We start from the raw sequence: 17,079 nt of genomic DNA on the forward strand, positions 1-17,079 counted from the left end.
GGGCTGTTGGATGCCTCCGGCGGGAGTATTTTCGGGAACAATGAAAGAGCGGGTGGCGCGGGTTATCCGTGCAGCGCGGCGACGGTTTTGAGCTGTGAGAAATGGAAGAGGGCCTCGAAGCCTTTTTCGCGGCCGTGGCCGGATTTGCCGGTGCCGCCAAAGGGCAGTTCCACCCCGCCGCCCGCGCCATAGTTGTTGAGGAAGACCTGACCGGAGCGGAGTGCCCTGGCGAGGCGCATCTGGCGGGCGCCGTTTTGCGACCAGACGCTGGCGACGAGGCCGTAATCGGTGCCGTTGGCGATTTCGAGCGCCTCTTCTTCGGTGTCAAACGGGATCAGCACCTGCACGGGGCCAAAGATTTCCTGTTGGGCCAGGGCATGGTCGGGGGCGACATCGGCAAACAGGGTGGGGGCGATATAGGCGCCGTTGGCCGGGGCGTTGGAGACGATCTGGCCGGTGGCGGCGGTGTCGAGATCGGCGCCCTTATCGAGGAAGGACTGTACGATCTGTTGCTGGCGGGTGGAAATCAGCGGGCCGAGTTCGAGATTGTCGGTGGCGGGCGCGGCGCGCAAGTTTTTGTAGGCGGTGCTCATGCGGGCGCGGACCTCGTCATAGACGGGGCGCTGCACGAGGATGCGCGAGGAGGCGGAACAGGTTTGCCCGGCGTTCTGGATGCCTGCGTTCACGAGGAAGGGCAGGGCGGCGTCAAGATCGGCGTCCGCGAACACCAGTTGTGGGGATTTGCCACCGAGTTCGAGCGTGACCGGGACCACGTTCTTGGCGGCGGCGGCCTGAATCAGGCTGCCTGTGGCGACCGAGCCGGTGAATGAGATGTGTTGAATGCCGGGGTGTTCGGCGAGCGCGGCGCCCGCTTCGGCGCCGAGGCCGGGCACGACGTTGAGCGCGCCGGGGGGCAAGCCGGCCTGTTGGGCGAGATCAGCAAAGGCGAGCGCGGTGAGGCAGGCTTCTTCTGCCGGCTTGAGAACGCAGGCATTGCCCATCGCCAGCGCCGCGCCGACCGAGCGGCCGATGATCTGCATCGGGTAGTTCCATGGTACGATATGGCCGGTCACGCCATAGGGTTCGCGCAGTGTGTAGACGGTGTAGCCGTCGAGATAGGGGATGGTTTCGCCATGCACCTTGTCCGCCGCGCCGCCGTAGAATTCGCAGTAGCGCGCCAGCGCGATCACGTCGTTTCGGGCCTGGGTGAGGGGTTTGCCCACGTCGAGCGCTTCGAGCAGGGCGAGCGTTTCGGTGTGCTGGAGCACCAGTTGGCCAAGACGGATAAGGATGCGGCCGCGTTCCACGGCCGTGGCGGCACCCCAGTCGCCTTGTCGCGCGCTGTGGGCGGCGGCGACGGCGGCGTTGATGTCGGGCGCGGCGCCACGCGCGATGGCGGCAAGCGGGGTGCCGTCGGACGGGTTGATCAGGTCGAGCGTGTCGCCGGAGGCGGGCGGCACCCAGGCGCCGTTGATCAGGCAGAGGGACGGATCGAACCAGAGGTCAGGCAGGGACATGTGAATTCTCTTTGAGGTGGGAGAGATCGGGCAGCACGGGGGCGGCGGCGATCAGGGTTTGGGTATAGGGGTGTTGCGGATTGGAAAAGACCTGTTCGGTGACACCCTGTTCGACGATTTCGCCGGATTTCATCACCAGCACGCGGTCGGTGACGGTGCGCACGACGGACAGGTCGTGCGAGATGAAGAGGTAGGAGAGAGTGTGAGACCGGGAGAGATCGGCGATCAGGTCGAGGATCTGGGCGCGGATGGAAACATCGAGGGCGGAAACCGCCTCGTCGAAGATGATGAGCTTGGGGCGGATGATCAGGGCGCGGGCAATGGCGATGCGCTGGCGCTGACCGCCGGAAAACTCGTGGATATATTTGGTGGCGTCGGACGGAGAAAGGCCAACGGCGGTGAGCGCCGTGGCGATTGCGGTGTCGCGGTCTGCGCCGCCGGGCGGATCGGGCAGGAGGTGGAACGGTTCGGTGATGATGCGGGACACCCGGTGGCGGGGGTTGAAGCTGCCATAGGGGTCCTGGAACACCACTTGCAGGCCGGCGCGCAGGGCCGGGTTCATTGCCGGGCCGACAGGGTGGCCGAAGGCGGTGATGTCACCCGATTGCAGCGGTTCAAGGCCAAGGATGGCGCGGGTCAGGGTGGATTTGCCGCACCCGGATTCACCCACGAGGCCGACGCGTTCGCCATTGTGGATGGTGAAGGAGATATCGTTGACCGCGCGGTGGTGTTCGCGGGGCGCAAACAGCCGGGTGCGTGGCAGGGGGTAGTCGCGCACGGCGTTCCGGACTGCAAGGATCGGGTCGGGGCCGTCAGGTGCGTCGGGCAGATCGACGCGGTGGCCCGATGCCTCGAACAGGGCGCGGGTGTAGGGGTGTTTCATTTCGCCAAACAGCGCGCGGGTTTCGCCCTGTTCGACGATCTCGCCCTGGCGCATGACGATGATGCGGTCGGCCATGTCCGAGACGACGGCAAGGTCATGGGTGATCATCATCAAACCCATGCCGAATTCGGCGACGAGTTCCTTGAGCAGATCAAGGATCTGGGCCTGGGTGGTCACGTCGAGCGCGGTGGTGGGTTCATCCGCGATCAGCAAGCGGGGACGCAGGGCAATGGCCATGGCGATGACAACACGCTGACGCTGGCCGCCCGACAGTTCATGCGGATAGCGGGAGAGCGGGAAGCGGTCAGGGGGCAGGCCGACGCGGGAGAGCATGTCGCGGGCCTGCTCTTTCGCCCGGTCGGGCGTCATCGCTGTGTGGATCAGGATGGTTTCCATGACCTGTGCACCGATGGTTTTCACCGGGTTGAGCGCGGTCATGGGTTCCTGGAAGACCATGCCGATATCGTTGCCGCGAAGTGCGCACAACTGTGGTTCGCTGAGCGACAGCAGGTCCTGATCGTTCAGGCGGATATGTCCGGTGGTATGCGCGGCTTCGGGCAGGAGTTGCATCACCGAAAAGGCGGTCATCGACTTGCCCGAGCCGCTTTCGCCGGTGACGGCCACGATCTCGCCGGGTGCGATGGTGAAGGAAACGTCGCGCAGGATCGGAGTATCTCCGATGTTCAGCGAGAGGTTTTCCACAGAAAGCAGTGTCATGTGCGGGCCACGCGGATCTTGGGGTCAAGCAGGTCGCGCAGGCCGTCGCCAAGGAGATTGAGGCCCAGAACGGCGGTGACGATGGCAAGGCCGGGGACGAGGGCAAGGTGGGGGGCGAAGCTGACCATGGTTTGCGCATCGGCCAGCATCCTGCCCCAGGACGGCGTGGGCGGCTGTGCGCCAAGGCCGACATAGGAGAGACCTGCCTCGGCAAGGATGCCCAGGGAGAACTGGATGGTGCCCTGCACGATCAGCAGGTTGGCGACATTGGGCAGGATGTGTTCGGCGCTGATGCGGGGTTTGGATTTGCCGGCGACGCGCGCGGCGAGGATGAATTCACGCTCCCAGAGCGACAGGGCGCCCGAGCGGGTGAGGCGGGCAAAGACCGGGATGTTGAAGATGCCGATGGCGATGATCGCGTTCAGCGCCGACGCGCCCATGATGGCGGTGATCAGGATGGCGATGACGAGGGACGGGAAGGCAAAGATCAGGTCATTGCCGCGCATGATGATTTCGTCGACCCAGCCGCCCTTGTTGGCCGCCGCCCAAAGGCCGAGCGGCACGCCCAGCCCCATGCCGATACCCACGGCAACGATGGCCACGGCCAGCGAGGTGCGTGCGCCGATCATGATCATCGAGAAGATGTCGCGTCCGAAATGGTCGGTGCCGAACCAGTGGGCGGCGCTGGGCTTTTGCAGCTTGTTGGGGATGTCCATCTGGCTGATGTCGTAGGGCGTCCAGACAAAGCTGAGCAGGGCGGCGGTAACGACAATCAGGCACAGGGTGCCGCCGATCAGGAGGTTGCGCGAGCGGATCATGTGCGGCTCCGAAGGCGGGGATCGACGGCGGCATAGGCCAGATCGACGAGGAAGTTCACGAGAATTACTGAAAAGACCAGCAGCATGACCACGCTTTCCACCACGATCAGGTCACGGGCGGAAATGGATTGGAAGATCAGGCGGCCGAGGCCGGGCAGAAAGAAGACCTGTTCGATGATGATGCCGCCGGCGAGCAGAAAGGAGAATTGCAGGCCGATGATGGTCAGGACCGGGATCAGGGCGTTGCGTAGCCCATGGCGCCAGAGGGCCTGACGGCGAGACAGGCCCTTGGCCCGGGCGGTGCGCATGAAATCTTCGGACAGGATGTCGAGCAGCGAGGATCGCATGACCCGCGCCAGGATGGCCGATTGTGGCAGCGCCAGAGCGATGGCGGGCAGGGTGAGGGATTTCAGCGCGAGGAAAAAGCCTATGTCCCAGCCGGGGAAGCCGCCGGCGGAGAACCAGCGCAGGTTGATGGCGAAGATCAGCACCAGCATCATGGCAAACCAGAAGTTCGGTACGGCCACGCCAAGCTGGGTGGCGCCCATGACGGCGATGTCACCGGGTTTGCCGCGTCGTGCGGCAGCGTAGATCCCCGCCGGAAAGGCGATAAGCGTGGACAGGGCGAGCGCGTAAAGTGCCAGCGGCAGCGAGACCCACATGCGATCGGCAATCATCTGCCCCACCGGGGTGCGATAGGTGTAGGAGGTGCCGAAATCGCCCCTCGCCATGCCCCCGACCCAGGCGAGGTAACGTTGCATCTTGGGCACATCCAGCCCCAGTTCGGCGCGCAGTGCGGCCACGGTTTCCGGCTGGGCATTGATGCCCAGCATGTAGGAGGCCGGATCGCCGGGCGCGACCTCGATCACCAGGAAAATCACCAGCGAGGCGATGGCAAGGCTGATGAGCAGCGACAGGGCGCGTTTCAGGGCATAGCGGAGCATGTGGGGTCAAATCAGTCCGGTGGGTTCCGGTCCGCACGGGGGCGGGCCGGAAAATTTCAAATTTTCCGGGGCATTTTCCGCGACGGAAAATGTGCCCCCCCGGAAACGGTCAGTTGGCCCAGCTCATCGCCGGAAGATCGACGGCGGCGGTGGGGGCGTTTTTCCACAGACCCTGTACGCCGGCCTTGGCGATTGTCGGGGTTGCCAGCTGGAACAGGTAGCCGTTGACGTAGTCCAGAGAGATCATTGTCTGAAGCTCTGCCAGCATTTCCGAGCGTTTGGCGGCATCGGTGGTCTTGTTCAGCTCGGCATAGAGTTCCTGGAATGCCGGGTTGTCATACTGAAAGTAGTAATCGGGCCGCGCATAGATGCCGATGTCGAAGGGTTCGGTATGGCTGACGATGGTCAGGCCGTAATCCTTGCCCCGGAACACTTGTTCCAGCCATTGCGCCCATTCAAGATTGGAGGTCTCGGTCTTTATGCCAACGGCGCGCAGCTGGGCGGCGATGATCTCGCCACCGCGCCGCGCATAAGAGGGCGGCGGCAGTTTCAGGGTGGTGGTGAACCCGTCGGGAAATCCGGCCTCGGCCAGCAGTTTTTTCGACAACTCCGGATCATAGCCGGAATTGCCGGTCAGGTCGACATAGTCGGGATGATGCGGTGCGAAATGGGTGCCGATCGGGGTGCCCATGCCGAACATGGCCCCATCGATGATGGCCTGACGGTCGATCGCGTGGGCGATGGCCTTGCGCACCTTGACGTTGTCGAGCGGGGGCATCTTGTTATTGGTCGACAGGATGGTTTCGCCTTCGGTTGCGACGTTCAGCACCTGAAATCGCGGGTCGGCCTCGAACTGGGGTACGTTTTCGGGGGCCGGGTAGCCGGTGAACACGTCGACATCCTCGGCCATGACCGCGCCGAAGGCGGCTGTGGGATCGGAGATGAATTTGAAGGTGGCCGATTTGATCGCCGGGGCGCTGCCCCAATAGCTGTCATTGGCCATCAGCTCGATCTTGTCGCCCTGCACCCAGTTGGCAAATTTGTAGGGGCCGGTGCCGACCGGGTTGGTCTTGATGTCGTCAATCGATTCGGGTGCGACGATCACGGCGTCGCCCCAGGCGAGGTTGAACAGCATGTTGCCATTGGGTTCGGACAGCGTAAGACGTACTGTCATGGGGTCCACGACTGTCACGTCGGCTATGGCGGCAAACAGTGCCTTCTGGGCGTTGGTGCTGTCTTCGGCGCGGGCGCGATCCAGCGAGAATTTGACATCTTCGGCATCGAATGTGGTGCCGTCATGGAAGGTGACGCCCTGGTTCAGATTGAAAGTGTAGGTCAGCCCGTCATCAGAGATGTCCCAGCTTTTGGCCAGTGCCGGCACGATCGAGCCGTCATCCATGAAGCGGGTGAGGCCCTCGAAGATGTTGATATAGACGACCGAGTCGATGGCTTGTGCGGCGGCCGATGTCGGATCGAGATGGGGTGGCTCCAGCTGCATCGCGACGGTGATGTCGTCCTGCGCGGCCTGCGCGGCGCCAAGCCCGGCGGCGAGGGCGACGAGACTGGCCATGGCCAGCCGTCCGGTAAGAAATCGCATTGTCAAAACTCCCTGGTTGGTTCTTGTCTTTTTACGCGGTGCCTTTGGGCAGGAGCAGCTGCGCGAGGCTGTGCGCCATGACTTTGGCGCTGTCGATCATATCCTCGATCCCGATATATTCGTCGGGCTTGTGCGCCAGCTCCAGAATGCCCGGCCCATAGGCAATACAGTTCTTCAGCTTGCCGATCCGATCAATATGTTTCTGATCATAGGTGCCCGGAGAGGCGACATATTCCGGCGCCTTTCCCAGGATTGCCGTGATCGAGCGGTCCACGGTCGCGACAACGGGGGCGGCCCGATCGGTCATCGAGGGGGCGACATGGTTCATTTCGCGCAGCGAGAACCGGAAGTTTTCGCGGCTTTGTTCGAGTTGCTTGAGGATGTCTTCCACCTCTCGCGAAACCCCGGCATGGGATTCCTCGGCCAAATAGCGCCGGTCGATCACGATGCGGCAGCTGTCGGGTACGCAATGGGCGGGCAGGCCGGTGTAATCGGCGGGTTGTTCGGGCTGGCCGCCATGGATCGAGTTGATGTTCATGGTCGAGGACCGAGCGCCGTCGGGGACCACCGGCATATCGGTATGGCGCGCGGCCATGGCCGGGAAGAGATCCGTTTCGAACTTGTCCAGAACGGCGCCCATGTGGCGCACGGCGCAATCCCCGAGAAACGGCATGGAGCCGTGGGCAATCTCGCCGTAGGTTTCGATTTCGGCCCACCAGCCGCCGCGATGGCCCAGACAGATGCGATCCTTGTTCAGCGGCTCGGGGATGATCACGTGCTGGACGCGTTGTGGGAAAAAAAAGCCTTGTTCCGCGAGGTAGGCAACGCCGCCATAGCCGCCGGATTCTTCGTCGGCCGTGCCGGAGATCTCGATGGCGCCGGCGAAGTCGGGAAACTCCTGAAGGAAGGCTTCGGCGGCGATGATGGAGGCGGCAAGCCCGCCTTTCATGTCGCAGGCGCCGCGCCCGTAGATCCTGCCGTCTGACACATCGCCGCCGAAGGGATCGAAAGTCCAGCCATGGCCGACCTCGACCACGTCGATATGCGAGTTGAAATGCACGCATTCGCCGGGATGGCGGCCTTCCTTGCGCGCGACGATGTTCCAGCGGGGATATTTGTCGCTGTCGCCCGGTGCGCCGATTGCGCGCACGAGCTGGGTATCAAAGCCGTGCCGGGTGAGGCGGGTGTCGAGATAGTCGCAGATGTCGCGGTAGCAGTCGCCGGGCGGATTCAACGTGGGAATGCGGATCAGGTCCCGGGTGAGCGCGATCAGGTCGTCGCGCATTGACTCGATCCGGGCCAGAAGGGGGGAGAGATGGGGCAGGGGCGTTTGGGTCATTGCGGTCCTTGGGAAACCGGGGCGAGCGCGGTGGGCGCGGGAGCCTCCGGCGGGGATATTTCGGGCCAAAAGAAGGCAGGGCGTTGCGCGAACAGGATGGCTCGGACCATACTACGGTATCAATACCGTAGGATTACGGTGGGGGGTGACATGGATCTTGAGAAACTGGCCTTTGACGAGGCACCGGTGGGGATCGTGCTGACCGAGGAACGGGTGATCCGGGCCTGTAACCGCGGTTTTGCCCAGATGCTGGGCTATGCGCGGGCGGACTTGTTGGGACAGTCGTTCCGGATGCTGTACGCGTCGGACGAGGAGTTTGACAGGGTTCGCGACATCGGGTTGGCGCCGTTGCAGGCAACCAGCGCCTATACGGATGAACGCATGATGTTGCGCCGGGATGGCGGGCAGTTGTGGTGCCGGTTTCGCGCCCATGCGCTGGTGCCCGAAGCGCCGCTGGCGCGGCTGGTAATGACATTTGCGGTGATCGCCGACAGTCCGGCAGCGCCGCTGAGCCCGCGCGAGCGGCAGGTGGTTGGTGGGCTGGGCCGGGGGATGACCAGCAAGGAAATCGCGCGCGAGCTGGGATTGAGCCCGCGCACGATCGAGGATGTGCGGGCGCGGCTTTTGCGGCGCTTTGCCGTACGGAATGCGACGGAACTTCTGGCCCGTTTGACCTATCTTGCGCCCTGATCGTTGGCGGGTGGGGTGAGTTTGTCGCGCAGCAGGGCACCGCGTCGGATTTGTTCGCGCACGACCTGGAGTTTGGCGCGAATCCGTTTTTGGCGGTCTTCCTTTTGGGTCTCCTCGAGCGCCCGGAGCAGTTCGGCCTCCTTGCTGTGCAGTTTGGCCAGGATGCTGGCCACGTCCGTCGGCTTGACGCGGGGCGCGTCGGGCTGGCCGATGCGGGCGAAATAGTCGTCAAGTTTGCGTGTTGTCTTGCGTAGGACCATTATGGGTCTCCTTTTCGGAGGCGATTTGATCCTGACCGAAGGCTTCGGCCTCGTCCTCTTCGATGGTCAGAAGCTGTTCGACCTGGGCCAGCGCCGGATCGGTTTCGGCATAGCAGACACGGGCCGCTTCGAGAAGGTTGTCCATCAGGTGATGCGCCGTACGGGCGTCGTTGAGGAACGAGGTTGCGGCGGTGGTCGAGATGCGTTCGTCGCGGATAGCCTGTTCCACGTCCTCGGTCAGTTGCGCGCGGTGGCGGCGAATCTCCACGCGTTCGTCATCCAGCCAGAGGCTGGAGCGGGATTCGGGATCGGCCTCGGCCATGTCGTCGAGCTCGATCAGGATGCGGGCGATCTGGGTACGCAGGTCGTCATAAAGCCTTGTGGCCTTGCCGCTGGAGTGAGTGGCGTAGAATTCGGTGTTGCGATGCAGATGCTGGGCGTCCTTGGCCGCGCGGGAAAGGCGACCGGCGGCTTCGCGCAGTTCAAAGAGCCGCTCGGAAATGGCCGGGGGCATTTCGCCGGCATTGAGGCGGGCGGCGAATTCGAGGATGGCGCCGTAGAGCGGCTTGATCCGGGTTTCATAGGATATGCCGGGGGTCTGGGTGAAGGGCATTGCGGACACCGCTGCGGCGATGTCCGGGCTGCCGCGCAATCGCGCGATGTCGATGCCGATATTGCGCGCGGCGAGCCGTGTCGTGTTGGTCAGCAGGTGCCGGATTTCGTTGCGCAGGGCGGCCTCGGCGGTTTCGGGAAAGCGCAGCACGTCTTCGCTGAGAAAATGCGGCACCGAGATATCAACCTTGGGTGCGGGAATGCGGTGTTCCAGGAAGGTGACCAACTGGCGTGCGAAGGGCAGCATGAGAGACACGCCAAGGACGTTGAACAAGGTGTGGAACATGGCCAGGCGCAGAGTGAAATCGTCTGTGGCAATGCCGACGGCGTCGCTGAGGATCTGGACCGCGCCTGCCAGCAGCTTGATGAAGACGAGCGCGACGGTAGCGGTGATCCCGTTGAACAGGAGGTGCGCCAGCGCCAGCCGCCGCCCTTGGTAATTGGCCGAAATCGCGCCGATCAGGGCGGTGACGGTGGTGCCGACATTCGAGCCGATGGCCAGCGCCAGCGCATTTTCATAGGTAATCTGCCCGGCGGCCAGCGCGGTGATGGTCAGGACCAGCGTGGCATGGCTGGACTGCATCACCACGGTCATCATCGCACCGACGACGGCATAGACTATCAGGCCAAGCGCGCCGGTCATGGCAAGGCGGGCGAGGTCGATATTGCCGCTGATCCCGTCAAAGCCCTCTTTCATGAAATAGATGCCCAGGAAGAGAAAGCCGATGCCGCCAAGAATGCGGCCGCTGCCGGCAAGGTATTTGCCGGGCGCGAATCCCAGAACGCCGGAGATCGCGATCATCGGCAGGGCGTAGGCGGCAATGTCGATCTTGAGCCCGATCCCGGCGATCAGCCAGGCGCCGGTGGTGGTGCCGATATTGGCGCCGAAGATGATGCCGATCCCGCCCAGAAGCGTGATCATGCCCGCACTGAGAAAGGAAATCGTGATCACCGTTATCAGCGAGCTGGATTGCATCAGCGCGGTTGCCACAATGCCCAACCCCAACGCCTTGGGCATCGAGGCGGTGGCACGTTCCAGGATGCGCTCCAGCGCGCCGCCGGAAAAGTTCTGAAAGCCCTGTTCCAGAAGGGACATTCCCAGCAGGAACATGGCCAGCCCGGCGGCGATTTCCTGAATGTCCGGATAGGCCCAGAACCCGATCAGCAGGAAGGCCACCGCGAGAAGGACGGGAATGGATCGGTTCAATTCAAAGCCTTGCACTTGCCGGATGGGGCAAGTGTGGGCGCGCATGCGCGCCGGTGCAAGCAGGAACTGACCCCGCAGATGGATCAGACCGATACCGCCTGAAGCAATTCTTCGCGTCCGAGCGCGCCGGCGGCGCCGGATTTGACCACCTCGCCGCGCCGCAGGATGACGAAGCTGTCGGCGTGCTCGTAGGCAAAATCGAAGAACTGTTCGACAAGGATGATCGCCATGTCTCCGCGGTCGCGCAAATAATCGATGACCTTGCCGATCTGCTTGATGATATTGGGCTGGATGCCTTCGGTGGGTTCATCCAGCAGGAGCAGTTTGGGTTTGGTGATCAGGGCGCGGGCAATGGCAAGTTGTTGTTGCTGGCCGCCCGAAAGATCGCCGCCGCGCCGGTGCAGAAATTCCTTGAGAATCGGGAACAGTTCGAAAATTTCGCCGGGGATGAAATGTTCGGAACGGGGCAGGCAGGCGTAACCGGTTTCCAGATTTTCGCGCACCGTCAACAGGGGAAACACGTCACGGCCCTGTGGGACATAACCAACGCCCAGTTGCGCCATGGCCTGTGCGGGCAGCTTGCCGAGCTTTTCGGCGTTGAAGGTTATGTCGCCCGAGCTGCGCATGTGGGTGCCCGAGATGGCCTTGAGCAGCGATGTCTTGCCCACCCCGTTGGTGCCCATGATGCAGGTGGTCTTGCCCAGTTCGGCCTGCATCGAGATGCCATGCAGGATTTGCGAACTGCCATAGTGCAGCGAGAGGTTTTCTATCTTCAGCATATTCCTAGCGTCCCAGATACACGTCGATGACGTGCTTGTTGCTGGTTACGTGGTCCAGCGAGCCTTCGGCCAGAACCGCGCCTTCATGCAGGACCGTGACGCGGCAGTTGAGCCGGCGGACAAATTCCATGTCATGTTCCACGACGACAACCGCGCGGGTGCGGGCCGCTTCGACGAGGATTGCGGTGGTGTGTTCGCGTTCCTCGGGCGTCATGCCCGCAGCCGGTTCGTCGACCAGCAGAAGCCGGGGCTCCTGGGCCAGCAACATGCCGATTTCGAGCCATTGTTTCTGGCCGTGGCTAAGCTCTCCCGATTTGCGTTCAAGCTGGTCGGAAAGGCCGATCTGTGCGGCGAGGTCATGGACCTTTTCGGTGTCGGGGGCATTGCGTTTGTAGAGCAGGACAGCGAACGGGTTGCGGTCTTTCCTGAGGGCCAGAAGGAGATTGTCGAAGACGGATTGATCCTCGAACACGGTGGGGCGCTGAAATTTTCGCCCCACGCCCGCGCGGGCGATCCGGGCCTCGGACATTTTCAGCAGGCTGACCGATTTTTCGCCCCAGATGACGCGGCCTTCGTCCGGTTTGGTCTTGCCGGTGATGATGTCCATGAAGGTGGTCTTGCCCGCGCCATTGGGGCCGATGATGGCGCGCATCTCGGCCGATCCGATCTGGAAAGACAGGTTGTTGATTGCCTTGAACCCGTCAAAGGAGACCGAGACACCGGAAACTTCGAGAAGGGTGCTCATGCTTCGGCCTCCTGTTCCTTGAGCGAGCCGCTGCCGGGACCGAGATCCTTGCCGTGACGGTTGGGCGGTTTGCGCCCGGTGAAATAGTCGAACAGGCCGCCGATGCCCTTGGGCGCGAACAGGGTGACGAGTACGAAAGACAGGCCCAGTACCACCTGCCACCAGTCGACCCAGTCGATGGTGTAGAACCCGAGCGGGATCGAAGGCACCTGGCCGCCGGTGAACCATGTCGACACGAGCGACACGAAGGCGGCACCGATCACCGCGCCGTACAGCCGGCCGCGCCCGCCGATGGCGACCCAGACCGCGAGGTAGATTGACGCGATCGGGGCGATCTCGGCCGGGTTGATGATACCGGCCTGGGGGTAGTAGAGCGCGCCGGCGATGCCCGAGATCACTGCGGTGACGGTGAAGATGAAGAGCTTGTAGCCTTCGACAGAGTATCCAAGGAAGCGCACGCGCGCCTCGTCGTCGCGGATGCCGCGCAGCACCGAGCCGAACTTGCCCGACACCACCCAGGCCGCGAAGAGATAACCCAGGCCAAGGGCGAGGGCGGAGGCCCAGAAGAACCACAGCGACACGACCGATTGCGGCACGTCGTCCAGACCGGGCAGGTTTTGCAGGCCCGAGAGGCCATTGTTGCCGCGCAGGCCGCTGTCGTTCTGGAACAGGTAGAGCGCAAGGGCGAGTGTCATTGCCTGGGTGAGGATTGACAGGTAGACGCCGGTCACGCGGCTGCGGAAGGCGAGCCAGCCGAAGACCAGCGCCAGCAGCCCGGGCACGGCGACCACGAGGATCAGTTGCAGGGCGAGGCTGTGCGAGAAGGCCCAGATCAGCGGAAAGTCCGATCCGCCGACCACGCCGAATATCTGGTTGCCGATGGCGTCGGTGATTTCCTGTGGTGTCGGGGGAATATCGGCATTGGCCATCGAGGTGACGACGATGTCGCGGGTGCGTTCATACATCAGCCACATGCCGATCATGTAACCACCCAGCCCGAAAAAGGCGAAGTGGCCGAGCGACAGGATGCCTGTGTAGCCCCAGACAAGATCCATCGCCAGGGCGATCAGGCTGAGGCTGAGGGTTTTCCCGAGCGTCTTGACAAAGCTGGTGGAGATCATGCCGGTGCCCAGTGCCTCGGAAAGCGCGGTGACACCGAGGGTGAACAGGCCAAGGCAGGCCAGAAAGACAAGCACCGAAGGGTTGCGGGCGAAGAGGGAGCGGGTCATGCGGTGGCGCCTCCTGATGAAGGGGGGCAGGGGGCGCTGCCCCCGTCGCCGCTGGCGACTCCCCCGGAGTATTTCCGGCAAAATGAAGAACGGGGCATGCGATCAGTCTCCTGCGGCCCGACCCTTGAGCGCGATGATGCCGCGCGGTCGGAACTGGATGAAGATGATGATGAAGATGATCATGTAGGTCTGGGCGGCCAGCGTGTTGGACGGGTTCATCCATTCGATGCCTTTCTGCAGGAAACCGATCATGGCGGCGCCGGCCAGCGTGCCCCAGATATTGCCGACGCCGCCGACGACCACGGTCATGAAGCTTTGCACGATGTAGTCGGAGCCGAGTTCGGAGGTGACCTTGGCGAAGAGGCCGATGGCGACGCCGGCGATGCCGGCGATGCCCGAGCCGAGGCCGAAGGTGAGCATGTTGACGCGATCCGGGTTGATACCCATCGAGGCCGCCATGCGCGGGTTTTGCGTGACGGCGCGGGTTTCCAGGCCAAGGCGGGTGCGTTTCATGATGAAGAGGAAGACGCATAGAAAGATCAGCGCCAGGGCGAAAATGGCGATGCGGATATAAGAGATCGAGACCACGTCGTTGAGTATCCAGGCGCCGTCGAGCCAGGCCGGGGCGGTGAGGGGGCGGGCCTGGGTGCCGAAGATGTTCTTGGCGATCTGTTGCAGGGCGATGGAGATGCCGAACGTGGCCAGAAGGGTTTCCAGAGGGCGGTTGTAGAGGTGGCGGATCACCAGGCGTTCCATGGCGACACCGGCGGCAAATGTCACCAGGAAGGCCAGCGGCAGGGCGATCAGGATGGACACGGTGTAGTTGGGAACAAACTGCTGCACCACATAGCCGGTATAGGCGCCCATCATGATGAATTCGCCATGGGCCATGTTGATCACGCCCATCACGCCGAAAGTGATGGCCAGGCCGATGGCGGCGAGGAAGAAGATCGAGGCCAGCGAGATACCGTCAAGCGCCAGATCGAGCGCCTGGTTCAGGGCGACGCGGGTTTCAATGGATTTGAGCGCATCCCGGGCGGCGTCGGTCACTTCCTTGGAAGGCTCGGCAAAGACCTGAAAAAAGGGCTGGTCGGCAACGACCGTAGCTTTGGTCATGTTCGGCGACCAGTCGGGATTGAGCGCGGCATAGGCGCGGTCACGCGCGGGTTGCGAGTTGAGCCGGGCCAGTGGAATGCCGCCCACCTTGCCGCCTGCGATGTTTTCGGACAGCACGGCGCGGCGTTGGTCGGGCGTGGGCAGGGGCGCGGCGACGCCGGCGGCGACCATCAGGTCAAACGCGGCCTCTACGGACAGTCCCGGATCGCCGGGGGTGATACGGGCGCCGGTATTGGCGCTGTCGGGCGGATTGAACACGATCTTGCTGGTCAGCAGCGAATTGAGCGCGGCGCGGGTATCGAGGGAAATGTCCGTGGCGATGCTTTGGATGGCGGCGACGCGGGTGGGCGTATCGGTGGCAAAACGGATGGTCAGCAGGGTGAGAAGCTGTTGCTTGCGGGCTTTGATCGCCGGATCGGATTCGCCGGCGATAGACGCGCGCAGCGGGGCAAGGTGGCTGGGCTCGGCATCGCGCTGGATCGCGGTGAGGGCCGCCAGGCGGCGCGCCGGATCGGGATCGGAGAGCTGGAATTGCACCAGGGCGGCGCCGATCATGGCGCGAACGCCGCTGTTGGGTTTGAGCTGTTTCAGGGCCGCCTTGTCAAAATCTCCAACCGGCGCGGCGGTGTCGAAATCATACAGGCGGAAGGTTTTCCCGGTGATCTCTTCGGCCCAGAAGAACAGGCCGTCCTCCTTGCGCAGCCACATGTCCTTGTTCTGCCATTTTTGCAGCACGGTCTGGGCGCTGGGCAGGCCGCTGGCGGCAAGCGCGTCGATGGCTGGCTGGATCGTCTTGCGCGAGGCCTTGTTGATCAGCGCCGCATGCTCTTGCAGAAGATCCTGCGTGGGCCCGGCCTGGGCAGGCAGGGTCAGGGCGAGCAGCGTCGCCGCGCACAAGAGGGAAAGGAAGTGCCGCATTCCGGAAGTACCTGGGATTTGGGAAGAGGATCGGCCGAAGCGGGCAGGCGCGTTGGCGCCTGCCCCGATGGCGGGTGGGTGCGATCAGTAGTTCGACTTGATCTGCACGCAGCTGTTGGTTTCGGTGTTGTACATACCGCAGCCCAGTTCTTGCCAGTCCGACTTGAGGATCGCCGATTCCGGCAGGAAGTCTGTCCAGGCATCGCCGGGCACTTCTTCGGTCTGGCTGATGATGTCGAACTGGCCGTCGGCCTGGATCTCACCGATCAGCACCGGCTTGGCCAGGTGATGGTTGGGCAGCATCACGGCGGTACCGCCGGTCAGGTTGGGCACTTCGATGCCGTACATCGCTTCGCGCACCGCATCGACATCGGTGGTGCCGGCTTTTTCAACCGCCTTGATGTACATGTTGAAGCCGATCACATGGGCCTCCATCGGGTCATTGGTGACGCGATCTTCGCCGGCAAAGGCCTTCCACTTGGCGATGAACTCGTCGTTCAGGTCGCTTTCGGCGGACTGGAAGTAGTTCCATGCGGCGAGATGGCCGACGAGGTTGGTGGTGTCGAGGCCCGACAGCTCCTCTTCACCCACCGAGAAGGCCACGACGGGAATGTCGTCGGCGGACACGCCTGCGGCGGCGAGTTCCTTGTAAAAGCCGATATTAGCGTCACCGTTGATGGTGGAGATCACGCCAACCTTCTTGCCGTCGGCACCCAGGGCCACAACGTCGGCCACGATTTTCGACCAGTCGGAATGGCCGAACGGGGTGTAGTTGACGAAGATGTCCTCTGCGGCGATGCCCTTGTCCTTGAGATAGCTTTCAAGGATGTTGTTGGTGGTGCGGGGATAGACATAATCGGTCCCCAGAAGGGCGAATTTCTCGACTCCCAGTTCTTCGAGGAAGTAATCCGTTGCCGGGATCGCCTGCTGGTTCGGTGCGGCGCCGGTGTAAAAGACGTTTTTCGAGCTTTCTTCGCCTTCATACTGAACCGGGTAGAACATCAGGCCGTTCAGTTCTTCGAGAACCGGCAGGGCCGATTTGCGGCTGACCGAGGTCCAGCTGCCAAAGATCACGTCGACGTTTTCGACAGTCAGCAGTTCGCGGGCCTTTTCGGCGAACAGCGGCCAGTCGGAGGCCGGGTCAACCACGACCGCTTCGAGCTGTTTGCCCAGCACGCCGCCCTTCTTGTTCTGCTCGTCAATGAGCATCAGCATGGTGTCCTTGAGCGTGGTCTCCGAGATGGCCATGGTGCCCGAGAGCGAGTGCAGAACACCGATCTTGATGGTGTCTTCGGCGGCAAAGGCCGTACCCGTCAGGCCGGCCAGCATGGTGGCGCCGGCGAGGGTGGATTTCAGGAAGTTCATGTGCGTCCTCCAGCAGGGTTTGGGCGGCATCCTCTTGCGCGGGGGCGCAATTGATCCTACCTCGAACCCTGCAACTTGATGTTGCGATCCGTGTGGCGGCCCTGATCGAGGTCCAATTCGTAGGGTCGTCACACACCCGAATGTGTTGAGCAGACTGTCCGCGCGTCGGGTGCCCTTACCATTCTGCGATGGGCCCGAAGGCGCAAATCGGGGCGCTGGAAATTTAGGCGATTGGGCGTATCTGCGCATATATTGGGCGTATGTCGGCGCGGTTGCCTGCAATTTGGGCGTCCCGGGGGCGCCGGTTATGCAAGACGTGGCCGTTTTCGATCTGGTTGGGGGT

General features: G+C 63.0%; 14 protein-coding genes. 1 reads left to right on the forward strand and 13 read right to left on the reverse strand.

Annotation, left to right across the window (positions count from 1 at the left end; translation table 11 throughout):
- Positions 1-62 precede the first annotated feature (62 nt).
- From I3253_RS15205 to I3253_RS15230, 6 genes are all read right to left on the reverse strand, one after another.
- Positions 63-1,517, reverse strand: coding sequence for an aldehyde dehydrogenase family protein (locus tag I3253_RS15205; protein WP_197918732.1), 1,455 nt, complete (start codon positions 1,515-1,517; stop codon positions 63-65).
- Positions 1,504-3,117 (reverse strand): ABC transporter ATP-binding protein, encoded by a 1,614-nt coding sequence (locus I3253_RS15210; RefSeq protein ID WP_197918733.1) that lies wholly within the window; start codon positions 3,115-3,117, stop codon positions 1,504-1,506. Before I3253_RS15210 ends, I3253_RS15205 begins: the two co-directional genes overlap by 14 nt.
- On the reverse strand, positions 3,114-3,935 hold the full coding sequence (locus tag I3253_RS15215; protein ID WP_197918734.1) for an ABC transporter permease: 822 nt from the start codon (positions 3,933-3,935) through the stop codon (positions 3,114-3,116). The genes I3253_RS15210 and I3253_RS15215 overlap by 4 nt, the downstream gene beginning before the upstream one ends.
- Positions 3,932-4,879, reverse strand: coding sequence for an ABC transporter permease (locus I3253_RS15220; protein WP_197918735.1), 948 nt, complete (start codon positions 4,877-4,879; stop codon positions 3,932-3,934). Before I3253_RS15220 ends, I3253_RS15215 begins: the two co-directional genes overlap by 4 nt.
- A gap of 109 nt (positions 4,880-4,988) precedes the next feature.
- A complete protein-coding gene (locus tag I3253_RS15225; protein WP_197918736.1) occupies positions 4,989-6,476 on the reverse strand; it encodes an ABC transporter substrate-binding protein in 1,488 nt (495 codons plus the stop codon).
- Positions 6,477-6,507: 31 nt separating this feature from the next.
- A complete protein-coding gene (locus I3253_RS15230) occupies positions 6,508-7,815 on the reverse strand; it encodes an acetylornithine deacetylase/succinyl-diaminopimelate desuccinylase family protein (RefSeq protein ID WP_197918737.1) in 1,308 nt (435 codons plus the stop codon).
- Positions 7,816-7,965: 150 nt separating this feature from the next.
- Here I3253_RS15230 and I3253_RS15235 point away from each other — a divergent pair, with 150 nt between their 5' ends.
- A complete protein-coding gene (locus I3253_RS15235) occupies positions 7,966-8,505 on the forward strand; it encodes a helix-turn-helix transcriptional regulator (RefSeq protein WP_197918738.1) in 540 nt (179 codons plus the stop codon).
- Here I3253_RS15235 and I3253_RS15240 read toward each other — a convergent pair.
- The 7 genes from I3253_RS15240 to urtA all read right to left on the reverse strand — a co-directional run bounded on the left by I3253_RS15240 (position 8,490) and on the right by urtA (position 16,736).
- On the reverse strand, positions 8,490-8,765 hold the full coding sequence (locus I3253_RS15240; protein ID WP_197918739.1) for a hypothetical protein: 276 nt from the start codon (positions 8,763-8,765) through the stop codon (positions 8,490-8,492). The two genes, I3253_RS15235 and I3253_RS15240, sit on opposite strands and share 16 nt — an antisense overlap.
- The gene (locus I3253_RS15245; RefSeq protein WP_197918740.1) at positions 8,734-10,584 is read right to left on the reverse strand and encodes a Na/Pi cotransporter family protein; all 1,851 of its coding nucleotides are present in this window, start codon (positions 10,582-10,584) and stop codon (positions 8,734-8,736) included. Before I3253_RS15245 ends, I3253_RS15240 begins: the two co-directional genes overlap by 32 nt.
- Before the next feature lie 83 nt (positions 10,585-10,667).
- The gene (gene urtE / locus I3253_RS15250; protein ID WP_197918741.1) at positions 10,668-11,363 is read right to left on the reverse strand and encodes an urea ABC transporter ATP-binding subunit UrtE; all 696 of its coding nucleotides are present in this window, start codon (positions 11,361-11,363) and stop codon (positions 10,668-10,670) included.
- A 4-nt stretch (positions 11,364-11,367) separates the two neighbouring features.
- Positions 11,368-12,108 carry an urea ABC transporter ATP-binding protein UrtD gene (urtD, locus tag I3253_RS15255; protein ID WP_197918742.1) on the reverse strand — a complete coding sequence of 247 codons (741 nt, stop codon included), beginning with the start codon at positions 12,106-12,108 and terminating at the stop codon, positions 11,368-11,370.
- Positions 12,105-13,337 (reverse strand): urea ABC transporter permease subunit UrtC, encoded by a 1,233-nt coding sequence (gene urtC / locus I3253_RS15260; RefSeq protein WP_197918743.1) that lies wholly within the window; start codon positions 13,335-13,337, stop codon positions 12,105-12,107. The genes urtD and urtC overlap by 4 nt, the downstream gene beginning before the upstream one ends.
- A 102-nt stretch (positions 13,338-13,439) precedes the next feature.
- The gene (gene urtB / locus I3253_RS15265) at positions 13,440-15,371 is read right to left on the reverse strand and encodes an urea ABC transporter permease subunit UrtB (RefSeq protein ID WP_197918744.1); all 1,932 of its coding nucleotides are present in this window, start codon (positions 15,369-15,371) and stop codon (positions 13,440-13,442) included.
- An 84-nt stretch (positions 15,372-15,455) separates the two neighbouring features.
- Positions 15,456-16,736 (reverse strand): urea ABC transporter substrate-binding protein, encoded by a 1,281-nt coding sequence (gene urtA / locus I3253_RS15270; protein WP_197918745.1) that lies wholly within the window; start codon positions 16,734-16,736, stop codon positions 15,456-15,458.
- Between the last annotated feature and the right edge of the window lie 343 nt (positions 16,737-17,079).

It is taken from the genome of Thiosulfatihalobacter marinus, assembly GCF_016019955.1.
GTDB lineage: Bacteria > Pseudomonadota > Alphaproteobacteria > Rhodobacterales > Rhodobacteraceae > Shimia > Shimia marinus_A.

What these genes read in the sequence shown, in the direction of transcription:
- urtD (WP_197918742.1), bottom strand. Translation starts at nt 12,108, where the DNA reads ATGAGCACCCTTCTCGAAGTTTCCGGTGTCTCGGTCTCCTTTGACGGG.
- I3253_RS15230 (WP_197918737.1), bottom strand. Translation starts at nt 7,815, where the DNA reads ATGACCCAAACGCCCCTGCCCCATCTCTCCCCCCTTCTGGCCCGGATC.
- I3253_RS15210 (WP_197918733.1), bottom strand. Translation starts at nt 3,117, where the DNA reads ATGACACTGCTTTCTGTGGAAAACCTCTCGCTGAACATCGGAGATACT.
- I3253_RS15205 (WP_197918732.1), bottom strand. Translation starts at nt 1,517, where the DNA reads ATGTCCCTGCCTGACCTCTGGTTCGATCCGTCCCTCTGCCTGATCAAC.
- urtE (WP_197918741.1), bottom strand. Translation starts at nt 11,363, where the DNA reads ATGCTGAAGATAGAAAACCTCTCGCTGCACTATGGCAGTTCGCAAATC.
- urtB (WP_197918744.1), bottom strand. Translation starts at nt 15,371, where the DNA reads ATGCGGCACTTCCTTTCCCTCTTGTGCGCGGCGACGCTGCTCGCCCTG.
- I3253_RS15215 (WP_197918734.1), bottom strand. Translation starts at nt 3,935, where the DNA reads ATGATCCGCTCGCGCAACCTCCTGATCGGCGGCACCCTGTGCCTGATT.
- I3253_RS15235 (WP_197918738.1), top strand. Translation starts at nt 7,966, where the DNA reads ATGGATCTTGAGAAACTGGCCTTTGACGAGGCACCGGTGGGGATCGTG.
- I3253_RS15220 (WP_197918735.1), bottom strand. Translation starts at nt 4,879, where the DNA reads ATGCTCCGCTATGCCCTGAAACGCGCCCTGTCGCTGCTCATCAGCCTT.
- urtA (WP_197918745.1), bottom strand. Translation starts at nt 16,736, where the DNA reads ATGAACTTCCTGAAATCCACCCTCGCCGGCGCCACCATGCTGGCCGGC.
- I3253_RS15240 (WP_197918739.1), bottom strand. Translation starts at nt 8,765, where the DNA reads ATGGTCCTACGCAAGACAACACGCAAACTTGACGACTATTTCGCCCGC.
- I3253_RS15225 (WP_197918736.1), bottom strand. Translation starts at nt 6,476, where the DNA reads ATGCGATTTCTTACCGGACGGCTGGCCATGGCCAGTCTCGTCGCCCTC.
- urtC (WP_197918743.1), bottom strand. Translation starts at nt 13,337, where the DNA reads ATGACCCGCTCCCTCTTCGCCCGCAACCCTTCGGTGCTTGTCTTTCTG.